Below are 13907 nucleotides of genomic sequence, written 5' to 3'. Positions count from 1 at the left end.
GAAAGCTCAACTGTGACCGCCACGGACCGCTCCATCGAGCTCATCAAGGTCGCCGCTCAGTCGGCCGCCGACAAGCTCGCGCACGACATCATCGCGTACGACGTCAGCGACGTGCTGTCGATCACGGACGCCTTCCTGCTCGCCTCCGCGCCCAACGACCGCCAGGTCAAGTCGATCGTCGACGAGATCGAGGAGCGGCTCAGCAAGGAGCTCGGCGTCAAGCCGGTGCGCCGCGAGGGCGACCGCGAAGCCCGCTGGGTCCTCCTGGACTACGTGGACATCGTGGTGCACGTCCAGCACAGCGAGGAGCGTGTCTTCTACGCCCTCGAGCGCCTGTGGAAGGACTGCCCCGAGATCGAGCTCCCCGCGGACGCCGTCGCGACCCGCGGCAAGGCCGCCGAGCACGCCGAGCAGCGCGCCGCGGAGGAGGCAGCCGACCTGGACGGTGAGCTTCGGTGACCAGCCGCGGCTGCCGGATCATCCTGTGGCGGCACGGCCAGACGTCCTGGAACCTGGAGCGCCGCTTCCAGGGCTCCACGGACATCGAGCTGACCGACACCGGAGTCGCTCAGGCCAGGCGCGCCGCCCGGCTGCTCGCCTCGCTGAAGCCGGACGCCATCGTGGCGTCCGACCTGAAGCGGGCGGCGGCCACGGCGAACGAGCTCGCGGCCCTCACCGGCCTGCCCGTCACGCACGAGCAGGGTCTCCAGGAGACGTACGCCGGTGAGTGGCAGGGCCTGACGCACGACGAGATCATCGCGCGCTTCGGCGACCAGTACGCCGCGTGGAAGCGCGGCGAATCGGTGCGCCGGGGCGGCGGTGAGCTGGAGACCGAGGTCGCCGACCGTGCCGCGCCGATCGTGCTGCGCCATGCCGAGAAGCTGCCGGAGAACGGCACGCTCGTGGTGGTCAGCCACGGCGGCACGATCCGCACCACCATCGGCCGCCTCCTCGGCCTGGAGTCCCACCACTGGGAGGGCCTCGGCGGGCTCTCCAACTGCTGCTGGTCCGTGCTCGGCCAGGGCGCGCGGGGCTGGCGCCTCCTCGAGCACAACGCCGGCACACTGCCGGAGCCGGTGCTCGGCGACGACGACTAGGCCTGGGCCGGGGCGGGCCCGAGAGCGGGTGACAGAGCCGCTGGTCGGAGAGCCGGAGAGGGCCCCTCACCCGGATTTCACATTCCGGCCCGGCGCAGGCTAAAGTTCTTCTTGTTCGCCCGCCGAGCGGGAGGAACACGAAGAACACACGGGGCTATAGCTCAGTTGGTAGAGCGCCTGCATGGCATGCAGGAGGTCAGGAGTTCAATTCTCCTTAGCTCCACAATCAGGATCCCGTCCTCATCAGAGGGCGGGATTCTTCTGTTCCCGGGGGCCCATCTGCTTCCGGGGGCCTGAGCTCGCGAAGCTCGGCCGACCGTCGGCGGCTCTCCTCGTCGTCCGGGGTGTACACGACGATCCGGCACTCCGGCATGCCGTTGATGGACAGCGAGACCGACGTCATCCGCAGCTCTCCGACCGCCTCGTGCCGGAACGTCTTCACACGGGGCCCCGGCGGCGCCACGTCGCCCCGCTCCCACAGCTCGGCGAAGCGCGCGCTCGCGGCGGACAGCCGGCCTATGAAGTCCTCCCAGGCGGGCTCGCCCACATGCCGTCCGTACGAACTGCGCAGCGTCGCCACCATCACCGGCAGCTCCTCGTCGCGGAAGACCAGCGGGCAGACCGGGTCGGGGGCGATGAACAGCGTCCACAGCACGTTCGGGGCGCCGAAGGCCTCCAGTTGCGGGACGAAGAAGAGGTCGCGGTAGGCGGGGTTGGTGGCGAGGATGTCGTACCGCGCGTTGTAGACCACCGCCGGGTGCGGGTCGAGCGCGTCGATGATGCCCTGGACCTCCGGGCCGACGGCCGCGGGGGACGTGGTCTTGCGGACCGGCTCGTACGGAACCTCCGCCAGGTGGTAGAGATGCTCGCGCTCGGCCCTGTCGAGCCGGAGCGTGCGCGCCACGGCGTCCAGGACCTGCGCCGACGCGTTGATCGGGCGGCCCTGCTCCAGCCACGTGTACCAGGTGACGCCGACTCCGGAGAGCTGGGCGACCTCCTCGCGGCGCAGCCCCGGCGTACGGCGGCGCAGGCCCGGCGGCATGCCCACGTCGGCCGGTGTCACCCTGGCCCTGCGGCCGCGCAGGAAGGCGGCGAGCTCCGGCCTCCGTCGCTGAGTCGTCCCCATCGTCGTCACATCCCCCATGGTCGGTCCTCGCCCCGGGCCTTGCCAGGTGCTGCCAGTACCAGCATCGGCGGGCTCTCGTTACCCGTACCAACTCGCCGCCACGCTCGGTGTCATGACAACCACATCCCCGCCCACCGCGACGGATCGCGCTGGTTCGAGCCCTGCGTCCAGTAAAGCCCCCGGCACCGACAACCGCCCCGGACGGCTGCTCGCCGTCGTCATCGCCGCACAGTTCATGGCGCTGCTCGACGTCTTCATCGTCAATGTCGCCGCGCCCACCATCCGCACCGAACTGGGCGCTTCGGGCGCGGGCCTGCAGATGGTGGTCGCCGGCTACACCATCACGTATGCCGTGCTGCTGATCACCGGTGCGCGGCTCGGTGACCGGCTCGGACACCGTCGCGTCTATCTCATCGGCCTCGCGGTCTTCACCGTCGCCTCGCTCGCCTGTGGACTCAGCCGGGGGACGGGCGAGTTGATCGCCTTCCGGCTGTTGCAGGGCGCGGGCTCGGCGCTGCTCATCCCGCAGGTGCTCAGCCTGATCCAGCGCAACTTCACCGGAGAGGCGCGGACGAAGGCGCTCGGCGTGTACGCGGCCACGCTCGCCGTCGGGGCCGCCGCGGGGCAGGTGCTCGGCGGTGTCCTGGTCAGCGCCGACCTGTTCGGCACGGGATGGCGCCCGGTGTTCCTGGTGAACGTGCCGGTGGGTGTGGTCCTGCTGATCACGGCGGGGCGCGTGCTGCCGCGTGACGCCGTGCGGGAACCGGGGGAGGGGCGGCGGGCGCGGGGGCTCGATCTGCCGGGGCTCGTGCTGCTCGGCGCCGCCGTGTCGCTGCTCACCGTGCCGCTGGTGCTCGGTCAGCAGGAGGGCTGGCCGCTGTGGTCCTGGCTCTCGCTGGGGTGCGCGCTGCCGCTCTTCGCCCTCTTCTGCGCGTACGAGTCCCGGCTCGCCCGCGGGGGCGGCGCGCCGCTGATCTCGCCGCGGGTCCTGCGCATCCCCGGCATGGGCCTCGCCGTCTTCCGGATCGCCGCGGTGATGGGGGTCAACGCGGGTTTCCTGTTCGTGCTCACGCTGCACATCCAGGGCGGCCTCGGTTACAGCGCGCTGCGCGCCGGTCTGACGTTCGCGCCGACCGCGGTGGTCTTCGGCGCGGTCGGCCTGACGTGGCGCCGCTGGCCCGCGGTGCTCCAACGGGCACTGATTCCCGGCGGGTTCGCGCTCACGGCGCTCTCCGCGGTCGCCGTGGGGCTGCTGCTGCGGGACGGCGGCGAGGGCGGACCATGGCTCTATGTGGCCTTCGTGGGCATCGGTGCGGGTCTCTCCCTGGGGTTCAGCCCGACGCTGACGCGGGCGCTGTCCACGGTGCGGCCCGAGGACGCCGCGGACGCCAGCGGCCTCCTGTCGACGGTCGCTCAGCTCGGCCAGTCGACCGGCGTCGCGTGTTATGGCGCACTTTTCCTCAACCGGCTTGAGTCACAAGGGGCTCCGGGGGCGTATTCATCCGCGGACGCCCTCCTGGTGTGCACATACGCCCTGGCCGGGGCGGCCGCACTGGGCGCCGTGTCCGGACTGGTACGACTGCGTCGCTGACCGGGTCGCTCAGGCCGTGGCAGAATCGGACAGCCGGAAGGGGACCGCACCAGACCACCGATTGTGACCCGACGGGAGGGAGAGCGATGCCTGCGAGCATCCTCGATGGGGCCGACGGCCCCGTCGCAGTGGCCGCGTCACGACGCGCTGCCTCTCCCTTCGCGGCGACCCCTCTCCTCACCTGTCCGTCCTGCGGTTCGTCCCATGTCGCCCAAGTTCTCGGCGACAACGGCGGTGTCTCGTACGTGTGCACGGCCTGCGGCCGCAGCTGGAGCTGATTGATGGGTGCACACAGGCGGAAGTGCGACTGGTGTGGCAGTGGCACGCCGATCGTCCGCGACATGGAACCGGTCAACCAGGACTACCAGTACTGGTGCGAGGAGTGCGCGCGGGCGCTGATCATAAAGGGCGACCCCATCGAGACGTACCGCGAACTCGAAGGGGAGCCGATCTATGGCCGGCTGCTCGACGAACACTGCACGCTCAAGCGCTTCTACTCCTTCGCCACGGCTTGACCTCGCCTGATCCTCAGGCGTGCCCGGTGTCCGGCTCCTTGCAGCAGGAACGCGAAAGCGGTCCCTACGTAGAGGGCTGACAGCGTCATCTCGCCATAATTCTGGTCGAGTTCGAGCCGCCCCACGCCGTGCGGGACCCACCACAGGGCGTACGAACAGAAGACGAGGACCATCGCGCCGGTGCCCGCCCACCGGGCCCGGCCGCCCCGGCGCACCGCCTCCGTCCACACGAGCAGCGCCATCGGCACGCACCACACCCAGTGGTGCGACCACGACACCGGGCTCACCAGGAGCGCCGTCGCCGCGCAGCTCACCGCCGCCCTGGCGCGTTCCCCGCGGAGGGCCGCGCGCACCGCGACCGTCAGGCCGAGCGCGCCGGCCGCCGCCGCGGCCCCGATCCACCAGAGGCCGGGTTCCTCGGTGTGCAGGAGCCGTGCGAGCACCCCGCGCAGGGACTGGTTCGCGGTGTCCTCGGGGAGCCCGACCCGGCCCGCCTCGAAGACCATCCGGGTCCAGAAGCGCCGCGAGTCGTAGGGCAGGACGGCGGCCGCGAGCAGTGTCGCGCCGGCGAAGGAGACGGCGGCCACGCACGCGTGCCGTACGGGTACGCGCCACGGCCCGCGCCGCGCGGCCTCCGCGGCGCCGGTGAGCAGCAGGAACACCGCGAAGAGCGCGGGCGTGAGCTTGATCGCGGCCGCGATGCCGATGCCCAGGCCCGCCCAGCGGTGACCGGGGCGGCGGGAGAGATCCCACAGGACCAGGACGGCGAGCAGCAGATTGATCTGGCCGTACCGCAGGGTGGTCCACACCGGCTCGGCCCAGACCGCGAGCGCGGCCACCCACAGGGCGCTCTCCACGCGCGCGTGCCCGGTGCCGTGCCGCCCGGTGTTCTGGGCGGGCCCCACGAGACGCAGGGCGAGGTGGGCGAAGACCACCAGGAGAAGCAGGTTCGCCAGTGTCGCCAGCGTGCGCATCTCCGCCGTGTCCAGGAGCGTCAGCGGCGTGAACAGCAGGGCGGCGAACGGCGGGTATGTGGTGGGCAGATGGGCCTCGGTGGTCCGCAGCGCGTAGAGGTCGCCGCCCGCGCGCACGGTCTCGCCCTCGGCCCGGTAGACCATCAAGTCGATCATCGAGACGTCCGCCGCGCGCTGCGCGAGCCAGAAAGCCGTGAAGGAGAGCAGGCAGGCCCCGGCGGCGAGGGGCACGCGGCGGCGGGCGCCGACAAGCGCGATCACGGTCACGAAGGCAGACAGTACCGGGCGTATCCGTACAGACCGGAAACGATTTGGTGGAGCACGGGGAGGACCGTGTAATGTTTACGAAGTCGCCGGGGAAACCGGGCGGACAAGCAAGGGGCTATAGCTCAGTTGGTAGAGCGCCTGCATGGCATGCAGGAGGTCAGGAGTTCAATTCTCCTTAGCTCCACAGCAGATGAGAGCGGGCCACCCGGATCGGGTGGCCCGCTTTCGTGTGTCTGACCAGGCACCTAGGGGCGGGTCACTGCCGTCCGCTGCCGAGCGCCCGGCGGCCACGGCCGCGGCCCGGCGGCAGGGCGAGCGGCAGTGCCGTGCGCGGCGACGGCGCGGACGGGTCCTCCTCGATGCGCAGCGCGAGCGCCGGGCAGCGGCGTACGGCGCGCTCGGCGCGCGCTTCGGAGTAGCGCGGTACGGACGCTTCCGCCACACCGGGGAAGCCGTCGGGGCCCAGCTGGATCAGCTCGGGGACGATGTCCGCGCACAGCCCGTGGCCCTGGCACAGCGTCCAGTCGACGGCGAGCCTGCGGCCACTGGGGGCCTCGGCCTGCGGTACCTCCTCCTGGAGCGGCAGGACGCCCTCCACGGGGCGGCCGCAGCCACCGCCCAGGACGTGCGCGGCGAGGTCGTCCGTGAACGCGGAGATCGTGGACTCGATGAACGCCGCCGTTCCGTCCGGGTGCTTGCAGGCACCGCGTCGCTTCACGGCCCGTGTCACCTCGCGCAGTGCCTCCAGGGCGGTGGGGCCGCCGCCGTCCAGGACGTCCGCGAGGCCGCGGGCCGCCGCGGGAAGGCCCAGGTAGCAGGGGCCGCACTGGCCCGCGCTCTCGGAGGCCAGCCAGTTCGCCACGTGCAGCGCCTCCCCGAGCGGGCAGGTGCCGGCGCCGATCGGCAGGATCGCGCCCGCGCCGAGCGCGCCCCCGCAGGCCTCCAGGGAGGCACGGGAGACGACCGCGTCATGAGCGGTGACCGCGTCGAGCCACTTGCCGTGATAGCCGCCCGTCAGGACGCCCTGGGGGAGCGGCGGGGCGCCGGCCAGCTGCAGGACGTACCGCAGGGGCACTCCTGTGGGGACCTCGACCACCATGGGCCTCGCGACGGCTCCGGAGACGGTGAGCAGCACCGTGCCGGGCTCGTCCCGCAGGCCGGTGCGGCAGTAGCGGTCGGGGCCGATCCGCGCGGCGACCGCGAGCTGGGCGAAGGTCTCCGCGTTGGACAGGAGCGTGGGCGCGCCGCCCACCCCGGAGTCGGAGGTGCGCACCTTGCGCCCCGGCGGCTTGGGCGGGCCGCCGTCCGCCGAACGCACCAGGGCCGACGATTCGCCGGTCACCATGCGCACCGGATTGCGCTGCACGCGCGCGCGGATGCTCGATCCGCGCCGGTTGGTCAGGCCGCGCTCGGCGAGTGCCGCCAGCATCGAGGACTCCGTGGAGTCCCGCGTGACGCCCACGACGAGCGTGCGGGCGCCCAGCGCCTCGGCGGCAAGGAGGGCGCCGTCGAGGATGAGGTGCGGGGCCCGGTTGATCAGGACGGTGTCCTTGCGGCAGGCCGGTTCGTCCTCACTGCCGTTGATGACGACCACGGGGCGCACCCCGCGACGTATCGCCGCGTCGGCGACCGAGCGCAGCTTCTTGGCGAAGGGGAAGCCCGCGCCGCCCCTGCCGCGCAGCGAGATCGCCTCGGAGAGGGAGGCGAGGGACTCGCCCGCCATGGGTTCGAGCGGGCCGTGCACCTTCAGGTGCATCGCCAGATCGAGGCGCTCGACCAGGTCGAAGCCCGAGGTCAGGAGCGGAAGCCCGACGACGCGGACTTCGGGGACGTCGGGCAGCGACGCGTTCACTTGGGGCCTCCGGTGGCGGCGTTCCAGGGCTCGCCCGAACTCGGCGCCTGGAAGGTCTGGGGCAGCGGTTCAGTGGCGGGACCGTTGTCGTACGGGGGTTGGTACGGGGCTTGATAGGGGGCTTCGTACGGAGGGTCGGTGGGCGCGCCGTACGGCGGGTCGTACGCGGTGTCGTGGGAGCGGTAGCCGGGGTCCTCCGAGCCGTACGCCGTGGAGTGGGTGTCGTACGCGTACGTGGTGTCGTCGTACGGGATGTGCGGGGCCTCGGCCGGGGGAGGCGGGGACGGGGACGGCCAGCGGGGCGCGGGGGCTTCGGTGTGCGGCAGTACCTCCGTGACCTCCGTGGGCCGGTCGGTGGAGGCGAGGACGCGGTAGGCCGCCGCGATGCCGACCACCGGGGCGGTGTCGGGGCCGGGTTCGGGGGCGCGGCCGGGAGCGGCGGCCGTGCCGGGGAGCGGGGACTCGGTGGTGTCCCGGCGCACGGCGTCTCTGCCGCCCGCCCTGCGCTCCGGTTCGAGGACGGCCAGAATCCGGGCGGCCACCTTCCGCTTGACCGGGAGCGGGGACGCGCGCAGCGCGACCGCGCCCGCCACGGCGACCAGGCAGAGGCTGTAGAGGACGGTCACCCAGGTCGCGGGGGCGCGTCCCGCGTACAGGCCGTGGATCAGCGCCGAACACCAGGCCGGGTAGGCGAGCATGTGCAGCGCGCGCCAGCGCGACGCGACCTGGGCCGGTGAGGCGAAGGCGCTGCGCAGGGCCCCGGTGACGCCGGTGACCACCATGAGGAGCCCGGCGAGCGAGCCGAGGCCGATGAGCCCGTCGCTGCCGGAGAAGCCCGTCCCGAAGGGGATGAAAGCGCCGACCGGGGACACGTGGTCGAGCATGAGCTTGACGGTGACGTGGAGCAGCAGGAAACCGATGGAGGCGACCGCGGTGGCCCGGTGCACGGCCTGGGCGAGCAGTCGCTGACGGGAGTGCAGGAAGAGCCGGTCGGTGGCGACCAGGCCCCAGAAGACGGCGGCGGTCAGGGAGACCAGGGAAAGGACGCCGGTGGTGAAGTCGAGTGCGGCGCGGAAGGCGTCGCTCCCGATGATCACGAGCAGGGGTATGAGAAGCAGCGCGGCGGTCATCAGGACTCCGCGCGTGGTTCTGCTCGGTTCGGGGAAGGCTGCGAACGAACGGCTCTTGCGGGCGGTGCGGTTGGAGCGGTTGGAGCGGCTCTTGCGAGGAGGATTCAGAGGGTTCATGGGGGCGACTCCGAAATGGCTCGATCGCCGCATGCTAAGTGTCCTCATACCGGCGAGTACGCGGTTTGAGTTATTGCGTCGTTATCTAAAAGCGATGCGATCTTGGTGTTGCCCCGATAGGGGTCGGTACGCGGAGTAACCCTTGGCCAAAGGTGAGCCTCCGGCCCATCGGTGAACCACGCGGCGGCGTCGAGCGGCGCGGTGGAACCTCGTCGCGGGCCGCGCGGGCGCTGCGGTACCCTGACGCCATGCGTGCCGTACGCCTTCTGCTTAGCGGGCCGCGCTGATCAGTCCCGACCGCCGGAAAATCGCGGTCGGCATCGGCGCGGCGTCCCCTCCTGTGTGAGGGGCTTTTTCATTTGGCCGGGACGGTCACTTCCGCAGGCAGAGACGATCGATGGAGCTTTGAGGATCATGAGCGAGACGAATTCTGCTGCCGCCTCCGAGGTGGCCGCACCGCACCGCTACACGGCCGCCCTGGCCGCCGAGATCGAGGCACGCTGGCAGGACTTCTGGGACGCCGACGGCACGTACGAGGCACCCAACCCGAGCGGTGACCTGGCGGCGGCCGACGAGGCGCAGGCCGCGCTGGTCGCCAAGCCCAAGAAGTTCATCATGGACATGTTCCCGTACCCCTCCGGAGCGGGCCTGCACGTCGGCCACCCGCTGGGCTACATCGCCACGGACGTCTTCGCGCGCTTCCAGCGGATGAACGGCCACAACGTCCTGCACACCCTGGGCTTCGACGCGTTCGGCCTGCCCGCCGAGCAGTACGCCGTGCAGACGGGCACCCACCCCCGGGCCTCCACCGAGGCCAACATGGAGAACATGAAGGCGCAGCTGCGCGGTCTGGGCCTGGGCCACGACAAGCGCCGCACCTTCGCGACGATCGACCCGGACTACTACAAGTGGACCCAGTGGATCTTCGTACAGATCTTCAACTCCTGGTACGACACCGACGCCCAGAAGGCCCGCCCGATCGCCGACCTGGTCGCCCAGTTCGACAGCGGTGAGCGTGCCGTACCGGGCACCACGCGCGCGTGGAGCGAACTGGACGCCTCCGAGCGCGCGGAGGTACTGGGCGAGTACCGCCTGGCGTACGCCTCGGACGCGCCCGTCAACTGGTGCCCCGGCCTGGGCACCGTCCTGGCCAACGAGGAGGTCACCGCCGACGGACGCTCCGAGCGCGGCAACTTCCCCGTCTTCAAGGCCAAGCTGCGCCAGTGGAACATGCGCATCACCGCCTACGCGGACCGCCTGCTGGACGACCTGGACGCGCTGGACTGGCCCGAGGCCATCAAGCTGCAGCAGCGCAACTGGATCGGCCGCTCCGAAGGCGCCCGCGTCGCCTTCCCCGTCGGCACCGAGGACGGCGACGCGATCACCGTCTTCACCACCCGCCAGGACACCCTGTTCGGCGCCACCTACATGGTCCTGGCGCCCGAGCACGAGCTGGTCGACAAGGTCATCCCCGACGCGTGGCCCGAGGGCACCCACGAGACGTGGACCGGCGGGCACGCCACGCCGGCCGAGGCCGTCGCCAAGTACCGCGCGTTCGCCGCGTCCAAGTCCGACGTGGAGCGCCAGGCCGACGCCAAGGAGAAGACCGGCGTCTTCACCGGTGTCTACGCCACCAACCCGGTCAGCGGCGAGCAGGTCCCGGTCTTCATCGCCGACTACGTGTTGATGGGCTACGGCACCGGCGCGATCATGGCCGTCCCGGCGCACGACAGCCGCGACTTCGCCTTCGCGCGCGCCTTCAACCTGCCGATGCGCTGCGTGGTCGAGCCCGCGGACGACCGCGGCACCGACCCCTCGACGTGGGACGACGCCTTCTCCTCGTACGAGGCGAAGCTGATCAACTCCACGAACCCGGAGATCTCCCTGGACGGCCTGGATGTCGCCGGTGCCAAGGCGCGCATCACCGGCTGGCTGGCCACCCGCGGCATCGGCGAGGGAACCGTCAACTTCCGCCTGCGCGACTGGCTGTTCAGCCGCCAGCGCTACTGGGGCGAGCCCTTCCCGATCGTCTACGACGAGGACGGCGTCGCCCACGCGCTGCCCGAGTCGATGCTGCCCCTGGAGCTGCCGGAGGTCGAGGACTACTCCCCGCGCACCTTCGACCCGGACGACGCGGACACCTCCCCGGAGACTCCGCTGTCCCGCAACGAGGACTGGGTCAACGTCGAGCTGGACCTGGGCGACGGCGTGAAGCGCTACCGCCGGGAGACCAACACCATGCCCAACTGGGCGGGTTCGTGCTGGTACGAGCTGCGCTACCTGGACCCGCACAACGACCAGAAGCTGGTCGACCCGGAGGTCGAGCAGTACTGGATGGGCCCGCGCGAGGGCCAGCCGACGGGCGGCGTCGACCTGTACGTGGGCGGCGCCGAGCACGCGGTGCTGCACCTGCTGTACGCGCGCTTCTGGTCGAAGGTCCTGTTCGACCTGGGCCACGTCTCGTCCGCCGAGCCGTTCCACAAGCTGTTCAACCAGGGCATGATCCAGGCCTACGTGTACCGCGACAGCCGCGGCTTCCCGGTCCAGGCGACCGAGGTCGAGGAGCGCGACGGCCAGTACTTCTTCGAGGGCGAGCCGGTCCGGCGCGAGCTGGGCAAGATGGGCAAGTCCCTGAAGAACGCCGTCACTCCGGACGAGATCTGCGAGGAGTACGGCGCCGACACCCTGCGCCTGTACGAGATGGCGATGGGCCCGCTGGACGTCTCGCGCCCGTGGGACACGCGCGCGGTGGTGGGCCAGTACCGCCTGCTGCAGCGGATGTGGCGTCTGATCGTCGACGAGTCGACCGGGGAGGTCACCGTCGCCGACGTCGCGGAGTCCGACATCGCCGAGGGCACGCTGCGCGCCCTGCACAAGGCGATCGACGGCGTGCGCCAGGACCTGGACGGCATGCGGTTCAACACCGCCATCGCCAAGATCACCGAGCTGAACAACTACCTGACCAAGGAGGGCGGCACGCTGCCGCGCTCGGTCGCCGAGCGCCTGGTGCTGCTGATCGCCCCGCTGGCCCCGCACGTCGGCGAGGAGCTGTGGCGCAAGCTGGGCCACACCGACTCGGTCGTCCACCAGGACTTCCCGGTGGCCGACCCGGCGTACGTCGTGGACGAGAGCGTGACCTGCGTCGTGCAGATCAAGGGCAAGGTCAGGGCGCGCCTGGAGGTCTCCCCGTCGATCTCCGACGAGGAGCTGGAGAAGGTGGCCCTGGGCGACGAGCGGGTGCTGGCGGCGCTGGACGGTGCCGGTATCCGCAAGATCATCGTTCGGGCGCCGAAGCTGGTGAACATCGTTCCGGCGTAACGCCGGGCGGTGACATCGCTCCGGCGTGCCGCCGGGTGCTGAACGTGTGCGAGGGGGCATGAGGGTAGTCCCCTACGGGCAGGTTGGGGGTTCCGTTGGAACCCTCGGCCTGCTCTTTGCGTTTACCGTTGAAGAGTCGGTGCGGAACTCGCCGCAGGACCTGAGAGGAGCGTCATGGAAGCCGTGGGCGTGATCGTGGCACTGCTCGTCCTGCTGTTCGTCGTTTTCGGTGCGTACCTCACGGTGAAGGCGGTCGGAGCGGCCAAGCGCGGCGTGGACCGCACGATCTCGCAGGCGCGCCGGTCCGTGGAGGACACGACGCTGCGCGCCAAGAGCTTCGCGCAGGTGGGCACGGCCGGCGAACTGGCCCAGCTGCGCCTCTCGTTGCGTACGTCGATGCGGGCCACGCAGGACGCACTGCAGGCAGGCGTGGTCGAGGACGCCTCGCTGAAGGAGTCCCTGGGCCTCTTCGAGCGGCTCAGCGCGCACGGGCACGAGTTGGACGAGGAGCTCCGGCGCCTTGAGCGGGACCCCGACAAGACGTCCCTGGCATCGCGGCTCCCCGCGCTGCGGGAGCGTACGGCGCAGATCACGAAGTCGGCGGATTCGCTGCGGTGGGTGGTGCGCGACCGCGCCCACCGGTTCGCCGATGACGACCTGGACTCGCTGAGTTCGCAGATCGACCTGGAGACGGGCGCCCTGCGGCACTGGACGAAGGAGCCCGCGCCCACGCAGACCCCCGCCGCGTGGCCCGAGCCCGAGCCGGCGGCGGACGCGGGCAAGGGGGCCGAGCAGACGTGGACGGAGCCGTCGGCGCAGGCGGAGCGTCCGGAGCGGGCGGAATCGGCGGAGGCCCCGTCGGAGTCGGCGCGGCCGGCCATCACGCCGCCCACGCCGCGGCCCACCTATCCCTGGGAGAAGCAGACCAGGCCCGAGAGCACGACGTGACCGGGCGAGGGGCCGAGCCAGGACCCGGGCGTGGGGCCGGGCTGCCGTCGTCGGGTCCAGGCAGGTAATCTCCACCGCATGTCCCGTCATGTCGCGATCGTCACGGATTCAACGGCCTATCTGCCGCAGCGGACGATGGAGCGGCACGGCATCACGTCGGTACCTCTGACCGTGGTCCTCGGTGACCAGGCCCTCGAAGAGGGCACGGAGATCTCGGCGCGTTCCCTGGCTCTGGCGCTGCAGAAACGGCGCTCCGTGACCACCTCCCGGCCGAGCCCGGAAGTCTTCGCGCAGACCTATCGCAAGGTCGCCGAGTCGGGCGCCACGGCCATCGTCTCGCTGCATCTGTCCGCCGAGTTCTCGGGCACGTACGACGCGGCGGTCCTCGCCGCGAAGGACGCGCCGGTGCCGGTGCGGGTGGTGGACACCGGAATGGTCGCGATGGCCCTCGGCTTCTGTGCCCTCGCGGCGGCGGAGGCCGCCGAGTCGGGCGGCTCGGTGGACGAGGCGGTGACCGCGGCGGAGAAGAGGGCCGCGAACACGTCCGCGTACTTCTACGTCGACACACTGGATTACCTGCGCCGTGGCGGCCGGATCGGCGCCGCGCAGGCCCTGTTCGGCTCGGCCCTCGCCGTGAAGCCGCTGCTCCAGTTGGACGGCGGACGCATCGAGATGCTGGAGAAGGTGCGGACGGCGTCCAAGGCCATCGCCCGCCTCGAGGAGATCGCGGTGGAGCGGGCCGGGACGGACCGCGTGGACATCGCGGTGCATCACCTGGCGGCGCCCGACCGCGCGACAACTCTGGCGGACCGCCTCCGGGACCGGGTGCCCGGCCTCGCGGAGCTGCATGTGAGTGAGGTGGGCGCGGTGATCGGGGCGCATACGGGGCCTGGGCTGTTGGGGGCTGTGGTTTCGCCCTGGTGAGGGCGAGGGCGAGGGCGAGGGCGAGGGGCGAGGGGCGAGGGGCGAGGG

General features: G+C 71.4%; 12 protein-coding genes and 2 tRNA genes. 10 read left to right on the top strand and 4 right to left on the bottom strand.

All coding sequences use genetic code 11. From position 1 onward, the window contains the following. Positions 1-12: 12 nt before the first annotated feature. The 3 genes from rsfS (at position 13) to ACWFRU_RS03415 (ending at position 1320) form a co-directional block, all read left to right on the top strand. Complete coding sequence (gene rsfS, locus ACWFRU_RS03425) at positions 13-459, top strand: ribosome silencing factor (protein ID WP_361828200.1); 447 nt, start codon at positions 13-15, stop codon at positions 457-459. Beyond that, positions 456-1097, top strand: coding sequence for a histidine phosphatase family protein (locus ACWFRU_RS03420; protein ID WP_365817037.1), 642 nt, complete (start codon positions 456-458; stop codon positions 1095-1097). Before rsfS ends, ACWFRU_RS03420 begins: the two co-directional genes overlap by 4 nt. A gap of 150 nt (positions 1098-1247) precedes the next feature. Next, a tRNA-Ala gene (locus tag ACWFRU_RS03415) sits at positions 1248-1320 on the top strand. 3 nt (positions 1321-1323) lie between these two features. Here the strand turns inward: ACWFRU_RS03415 and ACWFRU_RS03410 are convergent. Continuing rightward, complete coding sequence (locus ACWFRU_RS03410) at positions 1324-2241, bottom strand: helix-turn-helix transcriptional regulator (RefSeq protein ID WP_453684169.1); 918 nt, start codon at positions 2239-2241, stop codon at positions 1324-1326. A 94-nt stretch (positions 2242-2335) separates the two neighbouring features. Here ACWFRU_RS03410 and ACWFRU_RS03405 point away from each other — a divergent pair, with 94 nt between their 5' ends. The 3 genes from ACWFRU_RS03405 to ACWFRU_RS03395 all read left to right on the top strand — a co-directional run bounded on the left by ACWFRU_RS03405 (position 2336) and on the right by ACWFRU_RS03395 (position 4329). Beyond that, complete coding sequence (locus ACWFRU_RS03405) at positions 2336-3814, top strand: MFS transporter (RefSeq protein WP_453684167.1); 1479 nt, start codon at positions 2336-2338, stop codon at positions 3812-3814. A gap of 86 nt (positions 3815-3900) precedes the next feature. Next, positions 3901-4092, top strand: a complete 192-nt coding sequence (locus ACWFRU_RS03400; protein ID WP_453684165.1) for a hypothetical protein — start codon at positions 3901-3903, stop codon at positions 4090-4092. Positions 4093-4095: 3 nt separating this feature from the next. Next, positions 4096-4329, top strand: a complete 234-nt coding sequence (locus ACWFRU_RS03395) for a hypothetical protein (RefSeq protein WP_006137425.1) — start codon at positions 4096-4098, stop codon at positions 4327-4329. On the opposite strand, the gene ACWFRU_RS03390 is transcribed toward ACWFRU_RS03395, so the two are convergent. Beyond that, positions 4308-5570, bottom strand: coding sequence for a glycosyltransferase 87 family protein (locus tag ACWFRU_RS03390; RefSeq protein ID WP_453684163.1), 1263 nt, complete (start codon positions 5568-5570; stop codon positions 4308-4310). The genes ACWFRU_RS03395 and ACWFRU_RS03390 overlap by 22 nt on opposite strands. 111 nt (positions 5571-5681) lie before the next feature. On the opposite strand from ACWFRU_RS03390, the gene ACWFRU_RS03385 reads away from it, so the two are divergent. After that, positions 5682-5754: transfer RNA gene (locus ACWFRU_RS03385), tRNA-Ala, on the top strand. A gap of 72 nt (positions 5755-5826) precedes the next feature. On the opposite strand, the gene ACWFRU_RS03380 is transcribed toward ACWFRU_RS03385, so the two are convergent. Together ACWFRU_RS03380 and ACWFRU_RS03375 are read right to left on the bottom strand one after the other, a co-directional pair. Further along, the gene (locus ACWFRU_RS03380) at positions 5827-7422 is read right to left on the bottom strand and encodes an NADH-ubiquinone oxidoreductase-F iron-sulfur binding region domain-containing protein (RefSeq protein ID WP_453684161.1); all 1596 of its coding nucleotides are present in this window, start codon (positions 7420-7422) and stop codon (positions 5827-5829) included. After that, positions 7419-8669 carry a hypothetical protein gene (locus tag ACWFRU_RS03375; protein WP_453684159.1) on the bottom strand — a complete coding sequence of 417 codons (1251 nt, stop codon included), beginning with the start codon at positions 8667-8669 and terminating at the stop codon, positions 7419-7421. Before ACWFRU_RS03375 ends, ACWFRU_RS03380 begins: the two co-directional genes overlap by 4 nt. Before the next feature lie 414 nt (positions 8670-9083). Here ACWFRU_RS03375 and leuS point away from each other — a divergent pair, with 414 nt between their 5' ends. The 3 genes from leuS to ACWFRU_RS03360 all read left to right on the top strand — a co-directional run bounded on the left by leuS (position 9084) and on the right by ACWFRU_RS03360 (position 13859). Then, complete coding sequence (gene leuS / locus ACWFRU_RS03370; protein WP_453684158.1) at positions 9084-11987, top strand: leucine--tRNA ligase; 2904 nt, start codon at positions 9084-9086, stop codon at positions 11985-11987. 174 nt (positions 11988-12161) lie between these two features. Further along, the gene (locus ACWFRU_RS03365; RefSeq protein ID WP_453684156.1) at positions 12162-12935 is read left to right on the top strand and encodes a hypothetical protein; all 774 of its coding nucleotides are present in this window, start codon (positions 12162-12164) and stop codon (positions 12933-12935) included. A 78-nt stretch (positions 12936-13013) separates the two neighbouring features. After that, positions 13014-13859, top strand: a complete 846-nt coding sequence (locus ACWFRU_RS03360) for a DegV family protein (RefSeq protein ID WP_453684155.1) — start codon at positions 13014-13016, stop codon at positions 13857-13859. The last annotated feature ends 48 nt before the right edge of the window (positions 13860-13907 follow it).

It is taken from the genome of Streptomyces sp. NPDC055099 (assembly GCF_053607685.1).
Note: the sequence above shows the minus strand (reverse complement) of the source record. Positions and strands in the feature narration are given on the sequence as shown.

Bases quoted from the DNA above. Each gene is read 5' to 3' on its own strand.
- ACWFRU_RS03410 (WP_453684169.1), bottom strand. From the start codon at position 2,241: ATGGGGGATGTGACGACGATGGGGACGACTCAGCGACGGAGGCCGGAG.
- ACWFRU_RS03405 (WP_453684167.1), top strand. From the start codon at position 2,336: ATGACAACCACATCCCCGCCCACCGCGACGGATCGCGCTGGTTCGAGC.
- ACWFRU_RS03400 (WP_453684165.1), top strand. From the start codon at position 3,901: ATGCCTGCGAGCATCCTCGATGGGGCCGACGGCCCCGTCGCAGTGGCC.
- ACWFRU_RS03395 (WP_006137425.1), top strand. From the start codon at position 4,096: ATGGGTGCACACAGGCGGAAGTGCGACTGGTGTGGCAGTGGCACGCCG.
- ACWFRU_RS03375 (WP_453684159.1), bottom strand. From the start codon at position 8,669: ATGAACCCTCTGAATCCTCCTCGCAAGAGCCGCTCCAACCGCTCCAAC.
- leuS (WP_453684158.1), top strand. From the start codon at position 9,084: ATGAGCGAGACGAATTCTGCTGCCGCCTCCGAGGTGGCCGCACCGCAC.
- ACWFRU_RS03365 (WP_453684156.1), top strand. From the start codon at position 12,162: ATGGAAGCCGTGGGCGTGATCGTGGCACTGCTCGTCCTGCTGTTCGTC.
- ACWFRU_RS03360 (WP_453684155.1), top strand. From the start codon at position 13,014: ATGTCCCGTCATGTCGCGATCGTCACGGATTCAACGGCCTATCTGCCG.